Consider the following 20,300-nt stretch of genomic DNA (forward strand, 5'->3'; position numbering starts at 1 on the left):
TTGCCGGCGCAATCTCAACGGTAGCCGGTAGCGTGGGCCGCTGATTGTGAAGGCAAGAGGAGTTATCGCGTGGCACAGGGGTGGGATACGGACCGGACTACCGAAGAGCAATCGGCAGTAGCGGTTCTGGACCCAACAGTACCGAAAACTGTTGCCCCGGAGCGCACTCGCGGACAGCGTGTCGCGGACCGGTTGCGCTCGGCCCGCGCCGATCTGATCGCCGCCACCGGCTACCTCGCACTCGCCGTACTGGTGCTGTCCGGGCAGTGGCTGCACACCGATCGCGGCTACCTGATCAAGAGCGGTCAGGACCAGACCATGTGGGAGTGGTTCTTCGCCGTCACCGCGCACAAGATCGCGCACCTGGAGAATCCGCTCGGTACCGGACTGCAGAACTATCCCGACGGCGTGAACATGATGGCCAATACCGCCATGTTCGGTGTCGGCGTACCGCTGACACCCATCACCCTGCTGTTCGGGCCCACCGTCACCTTCGTACTGGTGCTCACGCTCGGCCTGTTCGGCACCGCCTTCGCCTGGTACTGGCTGTTCTCCCGGGAACTCGTCTCGTCCAAACTCGCTGCCGCCGTGGGCGGTTTGTGCTGCGGGTTCGCGCCCGCCATGATCTCGCACGCCAACGCGCATCCGAATTTCGTTGTGCTGGCGCTGCTTCCGCTCATCGCACTGCAGCTCATCCGGGTCGCCCGGCAGGCGCACAGTCCGAAGGAGACGCGCAAGGCGCGACAGCTGCGCGATGCCTTCATCCTCGGCCTGCTGGTCGCCTTGCAGATCGCGCTGGGCGAGGAACCGCTGCTGATATTCGCGCTGGCCTTCGGCCTGTTCGCGTTCGCGTACTACCTGCACGCACCGCGCACCGGACTTCGAGCACTGCGCACCATCACTCCAACCGTGCTGCTGGCGGCCGGAATCACCCTGGCGCTCACCGAGATTCCGCTGTGGTGGCAGTTCTTCGGGCCGCAGTCCTACCGTTCCATCGACCACGGGCCGATGCAGAACGATCTGAAAGCGCTGTTCCAATTCCCGTCCGAATCGCTCGGCGGGATGATCCAGCACGGGCAGAACGTGGCCATCAACCCGACCGAGGAGAACTCCTACTTCGGCTGGCCGCTACTACTGCTGGTGCTCATGACCAGCGTATTCATGTGGCGCGAGCGGGTGGTGCGGGCCGCGGTCACCGTCATCGTGGCGGGTGCGGTGCTGTCGCTGGGGTCGACGCTGCTGATCGGCAAGCACGACACCGGAATCAAACTGCCGTGGCGGTGGTTCGAGGAAGTTCCACTGCTCAATTCGGTGCTGGAGTCGCGATTCACCATGGCCGCCATTCCGGCCATCGCGATCGTGCTCGCCATGGGAACCCAGCGCGCTCTGGAGTATTGGCGGGTGTCCGCCACCGATTGGCGACCCCTCGCGTGGTTCGCGGCCATGACCCTGGCATTGCTGCCGCTGACCCCGACCATTCTGCCGGTGGTGCAGCGGCCGCCCGCACCCGCCTTCTTCTCGGACGGCACTGTGCGGCAATACGTTTCGCACGGTTCGGTGGTGATCGTGCCGCCGCCGACCGCGCCGGACGCGCGCGCCCTGCAGTGGCAGACCCTTGCCGGCTTCCGATTCCCGCTGGCCGGAGGGTATTTCGTCGGACCCACCGGAACCGATAAGAAGGGGCGGTACGGGCCGGACGATCGGCCCACCGCCGGCCTGCTCATCAGGGCGCAGCAGTCGAACAAGGTGCCGGTCATCGATGACGCGGCGCGGGCGCGGGCCCTGGCGGATCTGCGGTATTGGCAGGCCGATGTGATGGTGCTGCCGCCCACCGATAATGCCGATGTACTGCGGATCACCGTGGATCAGCTGCTCGGCTTACCGGCCGAACGCGTTGACGGCGTATGGCTTTGGGATGTGCGTGGAATGCTCAACTGACCCGGGTGTAGGTGACGTGGCCGCTGATGTCGAGGTCTCGGACTATTTGGCCGCCCACCAGGCGTAGTACCTGGGTGGATTGGGGATGACAGTTCGAACCACCGCTGGTGGTGACGCCATTGCCGACGGTGATCTCCCCGGCCGAGACGTCGATCAGGCGATAGTCGAAGGCGCACACCAGGGTTCCGCCCCGGAAGACCTGGGAGGTTTCGACCACCTGGTTCACCTCCCCCTGCCGGATGGTGAGGCGGTAATCGTCCGAGTTCTGATCGCTCGAACCGGTCCACTCGCCGAGGTAGGACGCCGGAATCCGCCCGGCGGGCGTGGCCGCGGTGGTGGCGAGCCCCTGGGGCGCACTGGATACACCGGGCGGACCGGTCGCGGCCGTCTGCACTATGGCCGAAAGCGGTGCGCCGGCACTGTTTCCGTGACTCTCCAGTTTGTACGCCAGCAGAAAGCCACCACCGGCCAGCAGTATCGCGATCGCGCCGCCCAGCACCCCGGCGAGCACCCTCGAATTGCCGCGCGCTGGAACGCGCACGGGCACCGGTGTGGGCGCGGGAGTCGATTCCGGCGCGTACCCGGACGGGAATCCCGAGGCGCGCATGGTGGTCTTCATCCGCGAGGGATCGACCGGTGGAATCGGCCGCGGCGCACTCACATACGGCAACTGGTCGGCGGTGACCGGCCCGGACATGGCATTCCAGGCGGCATCCACGAAATCGGCGCAGCCGCCGAATCGGTACTCCGGATTCTTGGCCAGCGCGCGGTCGAAGACGAAATCCAGTGCGCGCGGCAGGTCCGGACGGACCTGGGTAATGCGCAGCGGCGGAATCTGGGTGTGCGCGAGCACCCAGCCCGCGAGATCCTTGGCCATATACGGCCGATGCCCGGTGAGCAGTACGAAAAGCGTGCAGGCCAGCGAGTATTGATCGGTGCGCGGATCCAGCGGCGCACCGGAGACCTGCTCCGGCGAGGCGAAGGCGAAGGTGGCCGCCACATCCCCGGTACGGGTGAGATGGGTGGATTCATCACGCAGCCGGGCGATCCCGAAGTCGGTCAACAAGGCTCGCTCGGCCCGCCCGTCCTCGGCCGGGGAGAGCAGGATATTCGACGGCTTCACATCGCGATGCAGTACGCCCTTGCCGTGCGCGTAGTCCAGGGCCGATGCCACCCCGCTCGCTATCCGCAGCGCCCGATCGGGCCGGGTGCCGCGCAGTGCGTCGGCATCGTTGCCGTCCACGTACTGCATGGAAATCCACAGTCGCCCAGCGTCTTCGCCGGTGTCGTAGACGGCCACGATATTGGGATGGTCGAAGCGCGCGGTGATATCGGCCTCGCGTTCGAATCTGCGCCACGCCTCGGCATCGGCGTTCACCCCGGCATTGCCGAAGACCTTGACCGCGGCGAGGCGGGGCAGGCGCGGATGCCGGGCCACATAGACGGTGCCGGAACCGCCCGCCCCGACACTGCGCTCGATGACGTATCCGGCGATCACCTCACCGGGTCGCAGTTCAGCCATGACGCACCTACTTCAGCGGCGCTCGGGAAAGCCAGTCGCTCAAAACATTATCGACGGTGTGACCCGGCCAGCGGAGCACTAAAACGAAACGCGATCGCGGATCGCCGTCCGGGAAGGTGACCGCGGCGAGTACATGCCGGGTCTCGGTATCGGTGGCCGTGGCCGAATCCACGGCATTGTCGGTGGTCACGGTCAATTCCCCGGCCACATCCTGATGACTGACCGGGGTACCGCGCGTGCTGCCGTTGAAGAACAGCGCACCCGCCGATTGCCCGGGGCGGGTGCCGAAATCGTAGAAGTCGAAGCGCACCTGCCCGGTCGGGTCCTGCGCATTACACACGGCCCGGTGCGCACCCTGCGCGGCGGCGGCATCCCCGGGACCGGGATCGCGCTTCATACAGTTCGCGCCCTGCCAGCCCACCGCACTGCCATTGGCGGCCAATTGCCCGACCAGGGTCGGGAAGGCCCGGGCGATGGCGGTGTACGAGCCGCCCCAGGAGTTCGCCACCTGATCGGCGCTGGTGTACGTGATCAGGCCGCTCACATCGGTTTTGCGGCTCACCCGGCCGTCCGAGAGCAGGGTGAGGGTGGTGGGGCCATTGGCGCGGCAGGCATTGGCGGGTTGGCCGTCGACGATTTCGGAGGTGCCGATGAGCAGGCGATCGCCCTCGACGGGGACCTGGCCGAGCGGGGCGGCGAATTCGCAGTGGAAGGGCGCGCCATTGGGCAGGACGCCGTCGACCCGGTTCTGCAGGATGGAATCGCCGATCCGGCCCTGCTGCACAACGAGGCGATAGTTGGTCTGTCCCTCGGTGGCGAGCCAGGTGCCGACGAATTTGTCCGGTACCGAGCCGATTCCGGTATTCGCCGGTTCGGATACATTGCGGGACAGTGCGAATCCCACACCAGACGCGACCACCGCGACGGCGAGCATTGGGATGATGATGCGCCTGTGGAACAGCCGCTGTGACAGCAGTTTTCGTGGCTTCGCGCGGAGAGCGGGAGCACCGCGCGCGGCGACGCGGGCGGGCGCGGTGACGGCCAGCGCGGGATCGGAGTAGTAGGCGGAGGTGGCGGCCTCGGCGAATTCGGTGCAGCTGGAGAAGCGGTCGTCCGCGTCCTTGGCCAGGGCGCGCGCGAAGACGGCGTCCAGCGCGGCGGGCAGTTCGGGGCGAATAACACTGACGCGCAGCGGTTTTCCCTGGGTGTGGGCGTGTACCCAGCCGAGCAGATTGTCGGCGGTGAAGGGGCGCTGGTCGGTGAGCAGGACGAAGAGGGTGCACGCGAGGGAGTACTGATCGGAGGCCGGGCCGACCGGTTTGCCCGAAACCTGTTCCGGGGACGCGAAAGCGAAGGTCGCCGAGATCCTGCCGGGATGCGTCAAATTGGTGGTCTCATCCCGCAGCCGGGCGATCCCGAAATCGGTGAGCAGCGCCCGCTCCGGGCGGCCACTCTCCGGGGTCGCGATCAGAATATTCGACGGCTTCACATCGCGATGCAGTACGCCCTTGCCGTGCGCGTAGTCCAGCGCACCGCCGATCTCCTCCGCGATCCGCAGCGCCCGATCGGGTGAAATCCCATGCAGCTCACCGGCATCGGTACCGTCGATGTACTGCATGGAGATCCAGCACCGCTCGTCCTCGATCCCGCGGTCGTACACCTGCACGATATTGGGATGATCGAAGTGGGCGGCGATATCGGCCTCCCGCTCGAAGCGCTTCCAGCCTTCGCCGGCCCGGTCGTCCGCACCACGTTTCAAGATCTTCAGCGCCGTCAACCTGGGCAGCCGGGGATGCCGCGCCGCGTACACGACGCCCGACCCACCAGCACCTATTCGCCGCGCGATGACGTACCCGGCGATCACTTCGCCCGGTCGCAGCTCGGTCATGCTCCCTCGATATTCTCCCGGCCCGGCCCCTCGCCCAGTTCGGATACCCACCATCTTAAAGGGCCGCAGAGTATTTCAGCCGGGGCCCGGGTGCGGTCACCGGTGAAACCCGGCGGGGTGGCTAGCATCGGGAACCGTGCGCGAAGACACCCGAGCGTTTCATCGAGTCCGACTGCTCGCCGTGGTATCCGGAATTCTCGGATTCCTGCTGGCGGTGCTGACACCGATCCTGCCCGTGCGGCAGGACCGGCCCACCGTGCACTGGCCACAGGGTGATTCGGTGAATATCGAGGCGCCACTGGTGTCCTATGTGCCGCTGAGCCTGGATGTGAACCTGCCGTGCCAGGCACTGCGGGAGCTGCCCGGTGGGACGCTGTACTCGACGGTGCCGGTCGCCTCCGGGAAGGCGGTGGACAAGGGCCTGGTCGTCAAGATCGAGGAGAGTGCCCCGGCCGCCGGAGCGGAAGGCGCGGCGAGCACCGAGGGCGGGCGCACGCTGTCGGTACTGCTGCGGAACATTCCGCTGCTGTCCGCTCCGGTCGCGGAGATCCAGGACTGTACGGCGCTGACCCTGCACTCCGATGCCACCGAGACGCGAGTCGAACTCACCGGTGTCACCCGCAAGGACGGCACGCCGTTCGTCGGCCGGGTCGGTGGCGATACCCGGCCGCAGGTGGTCGGCATGTTCACCGATCTGAACCGGGCACAGCTGGGAAGCGCTGCCGCACACGCGGATATCGATGCCCGCTTCACCTCCAGCCCGAGCTGGATGAAGCGCGCGGCCATTATCGGCGCGACACTCTTCACGCTCCTCTCGCTCTACGCCCTGCATCTGCTCGACACCCGGGACGGGCGGCGGCCGCGGCGCTTCCTGCCCGCGCAGTGGTGGCGTTTCCGCCTCGCCGACGGCGCGGTGCTGGGCACGCTGGTGGTGTGGCATTTCATCGGGGCCAATACCTCCGATGACGGCTACATCATGAATATGGCTCGGGCCTCGAAGGTTTCGGGCTATATGGCCAATTACTACCGGTGGTTCGGCGTCGCCGAAGCCCCGTTCGGCTGGCCGTACGAGGTGCTGGTCTGGATGACCCGGATCAGCGACTCCAGCCCCTGGCTGCGGCTGCCGGCACTGCTCGCGGGCATGGTGTGCTGGCTGGTGATCAGCCGGGAAGTGCTGCCGCGCTTGGGTTCCCGGGTGCGACGCGACAATGTCGCGGTATGGACGGCGGGGCTGGTATTCCTGGCCGCGTGGATGCCGTACGACAACGGCCTGCGCCCCGAGCCACTCATCGCGGCGGGCGCGCTGCTGACCTGGTGCTCCATCGAACGCGCGATCGCGACCAGGCGGCTGTTGCCCGCGGCGATCGGCGTGCTGATCGCGGGCTTCTCACTCGCCGCCGGGCCGACCGGGCTCATCTGTATCGCCGCGCTCATCGCCGGATCGCGGCCGGTACTGCAGGTGATCCTCGAGCAGGCCAAGGGCACCGGATCGGCCGTACTGCGCTATGCCGCGCTGCTCGCACCCGGTATTGCCGCCGGAACCCTGGTGCTGGTGGTTGTTTTCGCCGATCAGACCCTCGCCTCGGTCATGGAGGCGACCCAGGTGCGCAAACTCATCGGCCCGAATGTCGCCTGGTTCGACGAGCGCACCCGCTGGGATTCCCTGCTCATGCTCTCCCCCGACGGGTCGCTGGCGCGCCGCTTCGGAATTCTCGCCATGCTGCTGTGCCTGGGTGTCTGCGTCATGGTGATGCTGCGCAAGAACGGGCGCATTCCGGGCACCTCACGCGGGCCGTCGGCGCGGATTCTCGGCATTATCTTCATGGCGCTGTTCCTGATGATGTTCACACCCACCAAGTGGACACACCACTTCGGCGTGTACGCCGGGCTCGCCGGATCGGTGGCGGCACTGGCGGCAGTAGCGGTGGGCGTCAACGGAATTCGATCCCCGCGCAATCGCACACTCTTCGCGGCGGCGGTGCTGTTCCTGCTGGCCATCACCTTCACCGGACCCAATGGCTGGTGGTACGTCTCCAGCTACGGGGTGCCGTGGTTCGACAAGGCACCCTTGATCGGGGGCAAGGGCTTCTCCACACTCTTCCTCGGACTGGCGATTCTCTGCCTGCTCATCGCCGCCTTCCAGCATTACCGCGAACCGTACCGGCAGCCGAAACCGGTGCGCACCTTCGACAAATTCGCGAGCATGCCACTCACCATCGCGGCGGCGATACTGGTGTTGTTCGAGGTTGCCTCGCTCGCCAAGGCCGCGATCACCCAGTACCCGGCGTACAGCATCGCCAAGTCGAATATCGATGCACTGCACGGTGATTCGTGCTCGCTCGCCAATGACGTACTGGTGGAGACGAATACCGCCGACTCCCTGCTGCAACCGTGGACCGGCTCGGCCGCCGACGGATTGTCTTCGGAGAACACCGGATTCGGCCCGAACGGCGTCGCCACCGACCTCACCGCCGATGCCGAGGAGACCGTCAGCGGCGGCGCCAACTCGGTGAGCAAGGACTCCGACAACAAGACCAAAAACACCACCGGCGCGGGCACCGGCGGCGGCAAGACCGCACAGGCCGGCATCAACGGATCGACGGTCGCACTGCCGTACGGACTCGACCCCGCCCGCACGCCCGTCATGGGCAGCTACACCGACGGCGGTCAGGCCCCGGCCAAGCTCACCACCGAGTGGTACAAGGTCGATCTGTCCGACAGCGTGCGCGACGACCCGGCCTACAAGGTCCTCATTGTGACTGCGGCGGGCCGCATTCGATCCATCAACAAGGACGGTGTGGAGACCTACGGCGGCGACCTGTTCGTCGAATACGGCACCCGCGCCGCCGACGGCACCGTGAGCAATACCGGCAAGCTCCGCCCGATCGATATCGGTCCCGCCCCGTCCTGGCGCAACCTGCGCGTGCCGATCGCCGATATCCCGGTGGGAGCCAACAGCATTCGCCTGGTAGCCGACGACCGCGACATCACCCCCAAGCAGTGGCTGGCCGTCACCTCACCCCGCCTGCCCGAACTGCAAACCCTCGATACCCTTGTCGGCCACACCGCCCCGGTGCTGGAGGACTGGCACGTCGGCCTGGCCTTCCCCTGCCAGCGCCCCTTCGACCACCACGACGGCATCGCCCAGATCCCCGAATGGCGCATCCTGCCCGACCGTGTCGGCGCGGACGCCTCCAACGCCTGGCAGGACGATATCGGCGGCGGGCCGCTCGGCTGGACCGGTCTACTCCTGAAATCCCAATCCCGCCCGTCCTACCTCGACCACGACTGGGGCCGGGACTGGGGTTCGCTCGAGCAGTACACCCCCTATGTCCCCGACGCCGTAGCCGCCGACCCGGACGTAACCGTCGAAACCCGTTCGGGGCTCGCAAAGGATGCACCTATTCGGGCGAAGTGACCCCTCGTCATCCCGGCATGCTTTTGGCCGGGATCCACAGTGATCAGTGGATCCCGGCCAAAAACGCGCCGGGATGACTGGTTGAAGTTCGCCGGAATGACGGAGGAATCCGCTGCGATGTGGCATACGTGTCGCACCGCCGGAGTGAACAGCGCCACTCGGGTTCGCGGACAGTACGATCAGCAACCGTGCCCGACGCCTCCGCTGTATTGAGCAAACCGCCATCGCCGCCGACTCCCACCGCGACGCCGCGCGACTATCGCATCGCGAAGATGATCGCGATCGTCGCCGGTGTGCTGGGAGCCCTGTTCGCGCTGGCGACGCCGTTCCTTCCGGTCGAGCAGACCACGGCGGTGGTGGACTGGCCGCAGAACGGCACGCTCGGGAATGTCGACGCACCGCTCATGTCGCAGGTGCCGATCGATCTGACCGCGAGCATTCCCTGTTCGGCGATACAGCAATTGGATCCGCGCGGGGGCATTCTGCTGGCAACCGCGCCACCGCAGGGCAGGGGCGCGGACCTGGAGGGGCTGTTCGTCCGCGTCTCCGGCGATAACGTCGATGTGCTCGATCGCAATGCGGTGGTGGTGTCGGCGCAGCGATCCGAGATGAGCGAATGCTCGTCCATTGTCATCACCTCCGATGACAAGCGGACCTACGCGAAATTCGAGGGGCTGACCCGCACCGTCGAGAAGCCGACCGCCGACGGCGGCCGTGAGCTCGTCACCGTGCCGGTCGAGAACGCGCTCGAGGGTGATCTGCGGCCGCAGGTGGTCGGCGTCTTCACCGACCTGAAAGGCGATGTCCCGCAGGGCCTGTCCTTCCACATGAATGTGGATTCGCGGTTCTCCACCTCGCCGACGATCCTGAAACTGGCCGCCATCATCGCGGCCGTACTGCTGACACTGCTGGCCATGGGCGCGCTCGCGGTACTCGACACCAGTGACGGGCGCGGGCATCGGCGCATCTTCCCCCGGCACTGGCTGCAGCCGAGCTGGGCGGACGGCGGCATTATCGGCACGCTGGTGCTGTGGCATTTCGTGGGCGCCAACACCTCCGACGACGGCTACATCCTCACCATGGTTCGGGTCGCACCGCACGCGGGCTATATGGCCAACTACTTCCGCTGGTTCGGTGTCCCGGAGGCCCCGTTCGGCTGGTACTACTACGTGATCCAGGCGTTCTCGGAGATCTCCACCGCCAGCCCGTGGGTGCGAATTCCGGCGCTGCTCTGCGGCATTCTCTGCTGGCTGGTCATCAGCCGCGAGGTGGTGCCGCGGCTCGGGCGCGGGGTCGCCACCTCCAAGGTGGCGCTGTGGACCGGCGGTCTGGTGTTCCTGGCCTTCTGGCTGCCCTATGACAACGGCCTGCGGTCCGAGCCGATCGTGGCGCTGGGCGCGCTGCTGACCTGGGTGTCCATCGAACGTGCCATTGCCACTTCACGATTGCTGCCCGCGGCGGTGGCGGTATTGGTCGCGGCGTTCACCCTCGCCGCCGCACCGACCGGATTGATGTGCGTGGCAGCGCTACTCGCGGGCATCCGGCCACTGGTACGGATCGCGGTGCGCCGGCGCAAGCAGTTCGGTGATCTCGCCTTGCTCGCGCCCATCGCGGCGGCCGGAGTGCTGGTGCTGGTGGTCGTCTTCGGCGATCAGACCTTCGCCGGAATCATGGAGGCGAACCGCGTCCGGCAGGCCACCGGGCCGAATCTCGCCTGGTACGAGGATTATCTGCGGTACTACTACCTGTTCGTCGAGACCGTCGACGGTTCACTGTCGCGGCGCTTCGCGTTCCTGGTCATGATCCTGTGCCTGGTCACCACCATGCTGGTGCTGCTGCGCCGGCGTCAGGTGCCGGGCATCGCCTCCGGACCGACCTGGCGACTGCTGGGCGTGGTGTTCGGAACCATCTTCTTCATGATGTTCAACCCGACCAAGTGGACACACCACTTCGGTTCGTACGCGGGCATCGCGGGATCGCTGGCGGCGGTCACCGCGGTCGCGGTATCGGCCACGGCCCTGCGGTCACGCAAGAACCGGTCCGTATTCCTGGCGGGTCTGCTGTTCACGCTCGCGCTGGCGTTCTCCGGTATCAACGGCTACTGGTATGTGTCCAGCTTCGGTGTGCCGTGGTTCGACAAGCGCGTCTCACTGCACGGTTACCAGTCGAATACCTTGATGCTGTTGTTCTTCGCGCTCGCGCTCGCGGTGGTGGCGTGGCAGTCGCTGCGCGAGGGTTACGCCAAACCGCTGGACAACGGGAAGACCAAGCGCGGCAAGCGGGTTCGCAAGTTCGCGGCCATTCCATTGACCGTCGTCGCGGCGCTCATGGTGGCATTCGAGGTGGTCTCGCTGGTGAAGGGCGCTGTCACGCAGTACCCGGCCTACTCGCTGGCACGCTCCAACTTCGACGCCCTGAAGGGTGAGAGCTGCGGGCTCGCCAATGACGTGCTGGTGGAACCGAATCCGAACGGCGGCGATCTGACGCCGATCATCGATCCGGCGCATCCGCCGCTGAACGGTGACCCGCTCGCCGGGGCCGAACCGGTCGGCTTCTCCCCCAATGGAGTTCCCGAGAAGCTCGACGCCGACAGTGTCGAGGTGAAGCCGGGCACCGGCAATACCTCCAACCAGACCGTCGGCCCCGCCTTCGAGAAGGGGCAGAACGCCGGCACCGGCGGCGGCAAGGGCGCGGAGGGCGTCAACGGTTCCACCGTGGCACTGCCGTTCGGGCTCGACCCCGCCACCACACCGGTCATGGGCAGCTGGCAGGACGGCGTGCAGCAGCCCGCACGCCTCACCTCCAGCTGGTACAAGCTGCCCGCACGCTCCGCGGACTCGCCGCTCATCGTGATCTCGGCGGCCGGGCGCATCATGTCCTTCGACGAGACCGGCAATATGACCTACGGGCAGGGCCTGCTGGTCGAGTACGGACACCAGAATCCGGACGGGACCGTCACTCAGCTGCCGGGCAACTACCGGCCCAAGGACATCGGTCCCGCGCCTTCGTGGCGCAATCTGCGGGTGCCGGTCGACGCACTGCCCGGCGATGCCGATGTCATCCGCATCGATGCCAATGACCCGATCCTCATCGGCGATCAGTGGCTGGCGTTCACCCCGCCGCGGGTGCCGAAGTTGCAGACGCTCAACAGCTTCCTCGGTAAGGATCAGCCGATCCTGGAGGACTGGGCCGTCGGCCTGCAATTCCCGTGCCAGCGGCCGTTCAACCACCGCTACGGGGTGGCCGAGGTGCCGAACTACCGCATCCTGCCGGACCGGCCGCTCGCCATCAGCTCCACCAATACCTGGCAGGCCGAGGAGTTCGGCGGACCGCTCGGCTGGGCGGAGATGCTCGGCTCCTCACAGACCGTGCCCACCTATCTGAAGGATAACTGGGCACGGGACTGGGGTTCGCTGGAGAAGTACACGCCGTACTACCCGGCCACCGCGGCCGAGATCCAGACCGGGACCGAGAACCGCTCCGGACTCTGGTCACCGGGCAAACTCCGGGCCTGATATCCGACTGAACGGCTGCAGCGGCCGCCTGCGAAACGCGGGCGGCCGCTTCCGTTTTCCCGCTTACCGCACCCGTTGCTCACCACCAGCGGGCACCCGTTGTGAAACCGGCGGGACCCACCCCGGACAATGAACCCCATGGTGAACATTCAACTCGGCGATGTGGCGGCCTGGTACGACGTGCACGGCGACGGTGAATCCGTGGTCCTTATGCATGGCGCCTTCGTCGATTCGCGAATGTTCGCCCCCGCCATGCCTTCTCTGGTCGGCCGCTTCCGGGTCTACAAGACCGACCGCCGCGGCCACGGCCACACCCCCGATGTCGAGGGCCCGCTCTCGTACGACGTCATGGCCGAGGACATGATCGCGTTCCTGGAGAAGGTCGTCGGCGAACCCGCCCACCTGGTCGGCCACAGCGACGGCGCGAATGTGGCGCTGATGGTGGCCCTGCGCCGCCCCGACCTGGTCCGCAAACTGGTCTTGATCAGCGGAAATTTCCATTACGACGGCATCATCCCCGGCGTCCTGGACGATTTCGAAGACGAATCGGTGCAGCAGTATCTGGCCGGAAGCTACGGCGAGGTCTCCCCCGACGGCGAAGAACACTTCCCGATCGTGGCCCGCAAACTCGCCGAAATGTGGGAAACCCAGCCCGATCTCACCCCCGAGCAGCTGCGGGCACTCCCCACCCGCACCCTGGTGGTGGCCAGTGACGACGACTCCGTCTCCCTGGAGCACACCATCGCCCTCTACCGCGCCATCCCCAACTCGGAACTGGCCGTCATCCCGGGCACTTCACACCTGCTGGTCATGGAGAAGCCGAACGAGGTCTACCCCCTGATCGCCAACTTCCTGACCAACGACCCGGTCCCGACGCGGCAGCCCATTCGCCGCCGCGCCGCCCAGTCCTAGTTCTCGATGCCGCTCGACTGCTGTCAGTGCGCTATGTGTGCGACCCACTCGTAAACGGGCAAATTACCCTCCGCGGTGTCCTGCCACCGCGGCGTCACCTTGAACCGCTCATACCCATCCCCATGCGCAACCCTCAACTCGATCCCCGGCGGAGTAATCGGCACAATCCGCTGTTCCAGCCCGTCAGGTCCGCCTTCGAGCACTGCCTTAGGTGAGCTACTCATAGCTGAAGGCTCTCACATCCACCCCACCCGACCGACCGATTCAGCACAATCGGCGAGCCGCGAGCCGTCGTGCGGGCTAAAGCGGCAGCAGGTGGTGTTTGCGGGGGCTGCGGGGCAAGGATTTGTCGCGCAGCAACTGCAGGGCACGACGAATTTCCAGCCGGGTGGCGGCGGGGTCGATGACCGCGTCGATGTAGCCGCGCTCGGCCGCCACCCAGGGCGTGGCCATGGTGGCGTTGTAGAAGTCGATCATCTGCTGCCGCATGGCGCGGCGCTGATCTTCGGGGGCCGCTTTCAAAGATTTTGCGCCGATGAGGGTTACGGCGGATTCCGCGCCCATGACGGCGATTCGGGCGGTGGGCCAGGCCAGGTTCACGTCCGCGCCGAGTTGTTTGGAGCCCATGACGGCATAGCCGCCGCCGTAGGACTTGCGGATGACCACGGTGACCTTGGGAACCGTGGCCTCCACGAAGGAGAAGATGAAGCGGCCGCCTCGTTTGATGACGCCGATCTTCTCCTGTTCCACACCGGGTAGGAAGCCCGGGGTGTCGACCACGAAGACCAGCGGGAGTTCGAAGGCGTCGCATAGTCGGACGAAATGGGCGGCCTTGTCCGAGGCGCGGGCGTCCAGGGCTCCGGCGTAGACCATGGGCTGGTTGGCGACCACGCCGACCGGGCGGCCGTCGACTCTGGCGAAACCGCAGATTACGTTGCGGCCCGCGGATTCTCCGAATTCGTGGAAGTCGCCGTCGTCGAAGATGCGGAGCAGGATTTCATGCATGTCATAGCCCGCATTGTCGGCATCGGGGACGATACCGCGCAGTTCCAGATCCGAATCGGTGATCTCCGGTTCCAGGCCCGGGTTCACGATCGGGGCGATTTCCTGGCAGCTCGACGGCAGGAAGCCCAGGTAGTGGCGGACCCAATCGAACGCTGCCGCTTCATCTTTCGCGACATGATGGATATTGCCGTACTCGGCTTGATTGCGTGCGCCGCCGAGCTCCTCGAGGCTGACATCCTCGCCGGTGACCTCACGAATCACCTTGGGACCGGTGACGAACATGTACGCCTCTTCGGTGGCGACCACGACGTCGGTATTGATCGGCGCGTAGACCGCGCCACCCGCGCAACTGCCCAGAATCATCGAAATCTGTGGCACCAGACCGGAAAGCGGCTCCTGGCGGCGGCCCAACTCCGCGTACCAGGCCAGTGAGGTGACCGCCTCCTGAACCCGCGCGCCACCCGAATCATTGATACCCACCACCGGGCAGCCGACCTTCGCCGCGAACTCCATGATCCCAGCGACCTTGCGGCCGAACATCTCTCCCACCGAACCGCCGTACACGGTTTGATCATGGGAGAAGACCGCCACCGGGCGGCCCTCCACCAAACCGTGCCCGGTGACCACACCATCGCTGTACAAAGCGGACTTATCGCCCGGATTCTTCACCAGCGCACCGATTTCCACGAAGGTGCCCGGATCCAGCAGCATATTGATCCGGTCGCGGGCGGAAGGGATACCCTTCCGAGCCCGCTTCGCTATCCCCGCTTCGCCCGCCGGTTCGCTCGCGATTGCCAGCTTGTGTCGCAAGTCGGCGAGTTTCTCTGCGGTCGTGGTCACGGGGCTCCCTTCGGCAGAAGCCTACTTTCGCAGAACCTTTTTCGCGGCGGGGCTATTTCGCATGCGTGTCGATTGCCCCAAGTTTCTCGGCCAGGTCGGCACCGATCACACCGATACGCGGTTCGTCGACGATATCGATGTGGTCACCCGGGATGTGGATGATCTCCAGATCCGGAATGTGCTGTTCCCAACCACCGTTCGGCAGCCGCTCACCGAAACGCGGTTCCAGTTCGATGATTCCGTCGTGGTAGCGATCGGCCAGGTAGAGCACCACGTGACCCTCATAACGCTGCGGCGAGATCCGCTGCAACTCACCACCGTCGATGTACGAACTCCGCTGATGCTCGAGCACACCACCCGGGATATCGACCCCGGCGAACTTGACCAGTTCCAGGACGATATCGATCTGCTCCGCATCGGATGCGCCGGCCAACTCCTCGAGCTGCTCGTCGTCGAGTTCACCCTCGAAGCCGTAGGTCTTCTTGGCGAAGTTCTGGAAGCGCCGAACCCGATTCACCCGCTCTTCGGGAGTGTCGAGATGCGGCTGCGACGGCAGAGCCACATCGATCAGACCGACCTCGCGCACATCCGCGCCCTCGGCACGCATGAGCTCGGCGACCTTCAACGCGAACACACCACCGAGCGACCAGCCGTACAGGAAGTACGGGCCCTCGGGCTGCCGCTTGCGAATCTCCGGAATGTACTGGCGCGCACGCTCTTCGATCGAACCCTCGACGCGCTCGAAACCATACATCGGGGTACCCGCCGGGAGACGCTTCAGCAGCGGCTCGTAGACGAGGGTGTTACCGCCCGAGGCGTGGAAGACGAAGACCGGCACCGCATCCGAACCGGGTGCCTGCGCGCGCAGGGTACGCACGAAGCCCTCGACATCGTCGCCGTGCTCCTGATAGGTGGCCACCAACTCGGCCAGCTGCTCGATGGTCCGGGCCGACCGCACCTGATCGGCGTCGACCTGGGTCTTCACCCGCTCCGACAGCCGCCCGATGAGCTTGTCCATGGTGGCTTCGTCGAGTTCGGGCAGCTGGTTGAAGATGCCGCCCGCGGACTTGCCGGTGGCCAGCGCCCAGGTGCCGAAGGCCAGGCGCTCCGGCGCGTTACGCGGCGGCACATTGTCCTTATCGGTCTCGGCGAACTCCGGTGCGGCTTCGATACCGGCCGGAGCCGTCTCGACATCCGCCGCGGTCAGTGAATTCGATTCCACCGCAGGGGCTTCCGCGGTGATCGTCTCGGCTTCGGCGATCACATCGGTGGACTCGTTGTCCAGGCGATCGGCGGCGGCCGGCAGTACGGCTGCCGGGTCGGTGCCCGCCGCCATGGCCGCGCGGGCGGCGGCGACCAGGTCGCCGTCGACGGTGATCTCCTCACCGGCGGCCTGACGGGCGGCGATATCGGCCAGCTCCTCGCGGTGCTCGATGGCGTAGCGCAAAACCTTGCCGACCTCGAGCAGGCTGGCGTCCCGGACCGCCTGCAGCTGCAGCTGCGGGATATCGAATTCGTACTCGACGCGGTTCTTGATGCGCATGGCCATCAGCGAGTCCAGACCCAGCTCCATGAGCGGGATCTCCATGGGCAGATCCTCGACGGCGTAACCCATGGATTCGGCGACAATGATCGCCAGGCGCTGTTCGATGGTCTGCGAACCGTTCGGGTTCCAGCGCTCACCGGCCTCCTCGACGACCGCGACCGGAGCGGCTTCCACCGCCTTGACCGGCTGTGCCACAACCGATTCCGGCAATGGCGCACCGGAGGTGACGACGGCGTCGAACAGTGCGCGGAAGACAGAGCCATCCTTGGCGTGCACCGATACCGACGCGCCACCCGGATGCGGGGTGAGCGTGGTGGTGAGGGTGCCGGCGGCCGGAACCACCCCGTGCGCGACGGACGCGCCCACGGTGACATCCGAAAGCACCTGTGCGGCAGCGGCATTCACCAGCGCGGCGAGATCCTCGACGGCACTCGCCTGTACCTCCCACACGTGGCGGCCGTCCGGCAGCGCCACATGCGAGCCCGGCATCCGGCTGCTGCCGGCGTCGCCGGTGAGAGAAACCTTGGGCCAGTACTGCTTTCGCAGGAACGCGGTGCGCGGCACGTCGGCGTAATCACCGGCGGGCAGCAGCGAGGACAGATCCACCGTGTGGCCCTGCACGTACAGCTGCGCCAAAGCCGAGACGACAGCGGCGGATTCGTCTTCCTTGCGCTTGAGCGTGGGAATCAGCGCCGCATTGTGGACGCCCGCCGCGAAGGTGGTGCCCAAAACCTGCATGAGCGCAACGGAATTCGGCGCGAGCTCCAGGTACGTGGTGATACCGGTGTTCACGGCCTGCCGGATGGCATTGGTGAAGTACACCGAGCCGCGCATATTCGTGACCCAGTAGTCCACATCGTGCACGGGCGCGTGCCCGGCACGGTAGACGCCGTCCTTGTGCACGGTCGAGTACAGATCGTGCTGCAGCGCGGTCGGCTCCAAACCGGCCAGCTCCGCGGCCAATTCACCGAGCAGCATGTCCATCTGCGAGGTGTGGCCGGCGCCGCGGGTCTGCAGTACGCGCGCGAATTTGCCCTCGGCCTCGGCGCGCGCCACGATCGCGTGCACCTGATCCGGCGGACCACCGATAACGGTATTGGTGGGCGCGGCGTACACCGCGACCTCGAGATCCGGGTAGTCGACGAGGACTTCCTCGATGGCCTCGGCCGAGTACTCGACCAGCGCCATATTGCGCACCTGGTCATCGGTGAGCATGGCCTCGCCCTCGGCCATCAGCCGCGAGCGCGCGCAGATGACGCGAACCGCGTCCTCCATGGGCAGTCCGCCCGAAATGTACGCTCCCGCAACCTCACCCTGCGAGTGGCCGACCACGCCCTCCGGCTGTGCGCCGTGCGCGCGCAGAATCGCGGCCAGGCCGAGCTGGATGGTGAAGGTACCGACCTGGCCGGTACCGATATCCCAGTCCCGCTCGTCATCGAGGATCATCTCGACGACCGAGTAACCGGCCTCGTCCTGCACGTACTCGTCGACCTCGTCGACGGTCCTACGGAAGATGGTGTTCTCGGTGTAGAGCTGCTTGCCCATCTTGCGATGCTGCGCACCGAAACCGGCCATCACCCACAGCGCGCCCTTGGCGGCGGGGGAATCGGCGGTGAAGACACCGGTGCCCGGCTTGCCCTCGACGATGGCGCGCAGGCCCGCGACGGCCTCTTCATGATTCTTGGCGATGACCACACCGCGCGAGCGGCCGTGATTGCGCTTGGCCAGCGATCGCGCCACATCGGCGAGCGGAGTCGCCTGTCCCGCTTCGGATTCCAGCCAATCGGCAAGATCCGTCGCGGCGCGCTTACGGCGGGAGGGCAGGTACGCCGAGACCGGCAGGATCAGCGGCAGCGGCTCCTCGCGGGTCCACTCCTGTTCCGGCGCACCGGCATCGAGCAGCTTCTCGGCCTCGGCGACCACATCGGTGGTCTCGTCATCGAGGTCCGCGGCATCGGAGCGCGCGGGCACGGTCGCGGGCGGCACGTACTCCTGGATGACCACGTGCGCATTGGTGCCACCGAAACCGAAACCGGAGACACCGATCGTGGCGGTACCGCTGTAACGCGGGATCTCGGTCGGCTGATCGACGACCTTCAGGTGCACCTGATCCCACGGGATGAAGGGATTCGGGCTCGTGTAGTTGATGGTCGGCGGAATGACGTTGTGCTGCAACGCCAGAATCACCTTGGCCAGACCGGCCGCACTCGCACCGGACTCCAGGTGACCGAAGTTCGTCTTGGCCGAACCCAGCAGGGCAGGCTTGTCGGCATCGCGGCCACGACCGACCACCCGGCCCAGCGCATCGGCCTCGATCGGGTCACCGATCAGCGTGCCGGTGCCGTGCGCCTCGATGTAATCGACGCTGGACGGCGCGATTCCGGCATCCCGGTAGGCGCGACGCAGCACCTCGGCCTGCGCGTCCGGATTCGGCGCGAGCATGCCATTGGAGCGGCCGTCGTTGTTGACCGCCGAACCCTTGACGACGGCGTAGATCTTGTCCCCATCGCGCTCGGCATCGGCCAGGCGCTTGAGCACCACCAGGGCGCCGCCCTCACCACGTACGAAACCGTCTGCGTCGGACGAGAACGCCTTGAGGCGGCCGTCCTTCGCGATACCGCCATTAGCGTCGAAGCCCAGCGTGGGCATCGGCGCCACCAGCGCGTTCACGCCGCCGGCCAGCGCCAGATCGGCCTCACCGCTGCGCAGCGCACGCACTGCGTCGTGGACCGCCACCAGCGAGGACGAGCACGCGGTATCGATAGCCACGGACGGACCACGGAAGTCGAAGAAGTACGAGGTGCGGTTGGCGATGATCGACGAGACGCTGCCCATGATGGCGTATGCCTCGGCCGACAGCGGCGTCTTCGCCTCCTGCTGGGTGCTGCCGACTGCCATCGCCGCGATCAGCATGAACTCATTGCCCGACGAGCCGACGTACACGCCGACCGACCGCCCCTTGAGGGTGTTCGCCGGAATCCTGGCGTGCTCCAACGCTTCCCAGGTGAGCTCCATGGTCAACCGCTGCTGCGGGTCCATGCGCTCCACCTCGACCGGCGAGGTAGCGAAGAATTCGGCGTCGAAGCCCTTGATCACTTCCTGATCGAGGTAGCCACCCTTCGTGTTCGCGTTCGCGATGGCCTCGGCCGCTCGCGGGTCGCTCATGAACTCGGACCAGCGGCCCTCGGGTAGATCGCGGATGCCGTCACCGCGATTGATCAGGAATTCCCACGTGGATTCGGGTGTCTCGCCCGCACCCGGCAAACGCGTGGACAAACCGACGATCGCGATATCGTGCGCCTCGTCCGGCGAATACCCCGCCGTGTAGAACGAGTCGTCAGCCGATTCGGCCGGAAGATCGGGTTCCCCGTTGATGATTCGCTCCGCGAGCGAAGCGATCGTCGGGTGCTGATAGACGATGGTCGCATTGAGCACGACCCCGGTGAGGTCCTCGATATCCCCGCCTAGCGCGAGCGCATCCCGCGAGGCCAGGCCGAATTCCTCCATCGGCCGTTCCACGGTGATCTGCTCGTACGGCTGCCCGGTGGCGTCGGCGACCCAGCGGCGCAGCCACTCACGCAGCTCCGTCACGGTCATATTCGCGCCGGTGGGTTCCGGTTTCGCGGCGTCGGACGCCGTCGGAGCATTGTCGGTCGTCTGGGTGGGGGACGTGCCCTCGTTCTCAGCCATCAGTTCCTCAAGCTACCTGTCTGCGT

The 20,300-nt window shown here is 66.3% G+C and carries 9 protein-coding genes; 4 read left to right on the forward strand and 5 right to left on the reverse strand.

Translation table 11 applies throughout. The features are described 5' to 3' along the window. Nucleotides 1-126: 126 nt before the first annotated feature. Nucleotides 127-1,938, forward strand: a complete 1,812-nt coding sequence (locus tag GFY24_RS01365; RefSeq protein ID WP_153803475.1) for a 6-pyruvoyl-tetrahydropterin synthase-related protein — start codon at nt 127-129, stop codon at nt 1,936-1,938. Here the strand turns inward: GFY24_RS01365 and GFY24_RS01370 are convergent. Both GFY24_RS01370 and GFY24_RS01375 read right to left on the reverse strand, forming a co-directional pair. Then, nucleotides 1,931-3,460 (reverse strand): serine/threonine-protein kinase, encoded by a 1,530-nt coding sequence (locus GFY24_RS01370; RefSeq protein WP_153803099.1) that lies wholly within the window; start codon nt 3,458-3,460, stop codon nt 1,931-1,933. The genes GFY24_RS01365 and GFY24_RS01370 overlap by 8 nt on opposite strands. A gap of 7 nt (nt 3,461-3,467) precedes the next feature. Continuing rightward, nucleotides 3,468-5,348: a serine/threonine-protein kinase gene (locus GFY24_RS01375; protein ID WP_194852702.1), complete on the reverse strand. Its 1,881-nt coding sequence runs from the start codon at nt 5,346-5,348 to the stop codon at nt 3,468-3,470. A gap of 136 nt (nt 5,349-5,484) precedes the next feature. Here GFY24_RS01375 and GFY24_RS01380 point away from each other — a divergent pair, with 136 nt between their 5' ends. The 3 genes from GFY24_RS01380 to GFY24_RS01390 all read left to right on the forward strand — a co-directional run bounded on the left by GFY24_RS01380 (nt 5,485) and on the right by GFY24_RS01390 (nt 13,193). Beyond that, complete coding sequence (locus GFY24_RS01380; RefSeq protein ID WP_309230296.1) at nt 5,485-8,766, forward strand: arabinosyltransferase domain-containing protein; 3,282 nt, start codon at nt 5,485-5,487, stop codon at nt 8,764-8,766. 188 nt (nt 8,767-8,954) lie between these two features. Next, nucleotides 8,955-12,281 (forward strand): arabinosyltransferase domain-containing protein, encoded by a 3,327-nt coding sequence (locus GFY24_RS01385; protein ID WP_375335981.1) that lies wholly within the window; start codon nt 8,955-8,957, stop codon nt 12,279-12,281. Nucleotides 12,282-12,419: 138 nt separating this feature from the next. Beyond that, on the forward strand, nt 12,420-13,193 hold the full coding sequence (locus tag GFY24_RS01390) for an alpha/beta fold hydrolase (protein WP_153803101.1): 774 nt from the start codon (nt 12,420-12,422) through the stop codon (nt 13,191-13,193). Nucleotides 13,194-13,216: 23 nt separating this feature from the next. Here the strand turns inward: GFY24_RS01390 and GFY24_RS41565 are convergent, their stop codons facing one another. From GFY24_RS41565 to pks13, 3 genes are all read right to left on the reverse strand, one after another. Further along, nucleotides 13,217-13,417 carry a DUF5988 family protein gene (locus tag GFY24_RS41565; RefSeq protein ID WP_228565892.1) on the reverse strand — a complete coding sequence of 67 codons (201 nt, stop codon included), beginning with the start codon at nt 13,415-13,417 and terminating at the stop codon, nt 13,217-13,219. Nucleotides 13,418-13,493: 76 nt separating this feature from the next. Further along, nucleotides 13,494-15,038 carry an acyl-CoA carboxylase subunit beta gene (locus GFY24_RS01395; protein ID WP_309230297.1) on the reverse strand — a complete coding sequence of 515 codons (1,545 nt, stop codon included), beginning with the start codon at nt 15,036-15,038 and terminating at the stop codon, nt 13,494-13,496. A 52-nt stretch (nt 15,039-15,090) separates the two neighbouring features. Beyond that, entirely contained in the window at nt 15,091-20,274 is a 5,184-nt protein-coding gene (gene pks13 / locus GFY24_RS01400) for a polyketide synthase Pks13 (RefSeq protein ID WP_194852703.1), read from the reverse strand. Nucleotides 20,275-20,300: the final 26 nt, after the last annotated feature.

Origin of the sequence: Nocardia sp. SYP-A9097 (genome assembly GCF_009649815.1) — a bacterium.
GTDB lineage: Bacteria > Actinomycetota > Actinomycetes > Mycobacteriales > Mycobacteriaceae > Nocardia.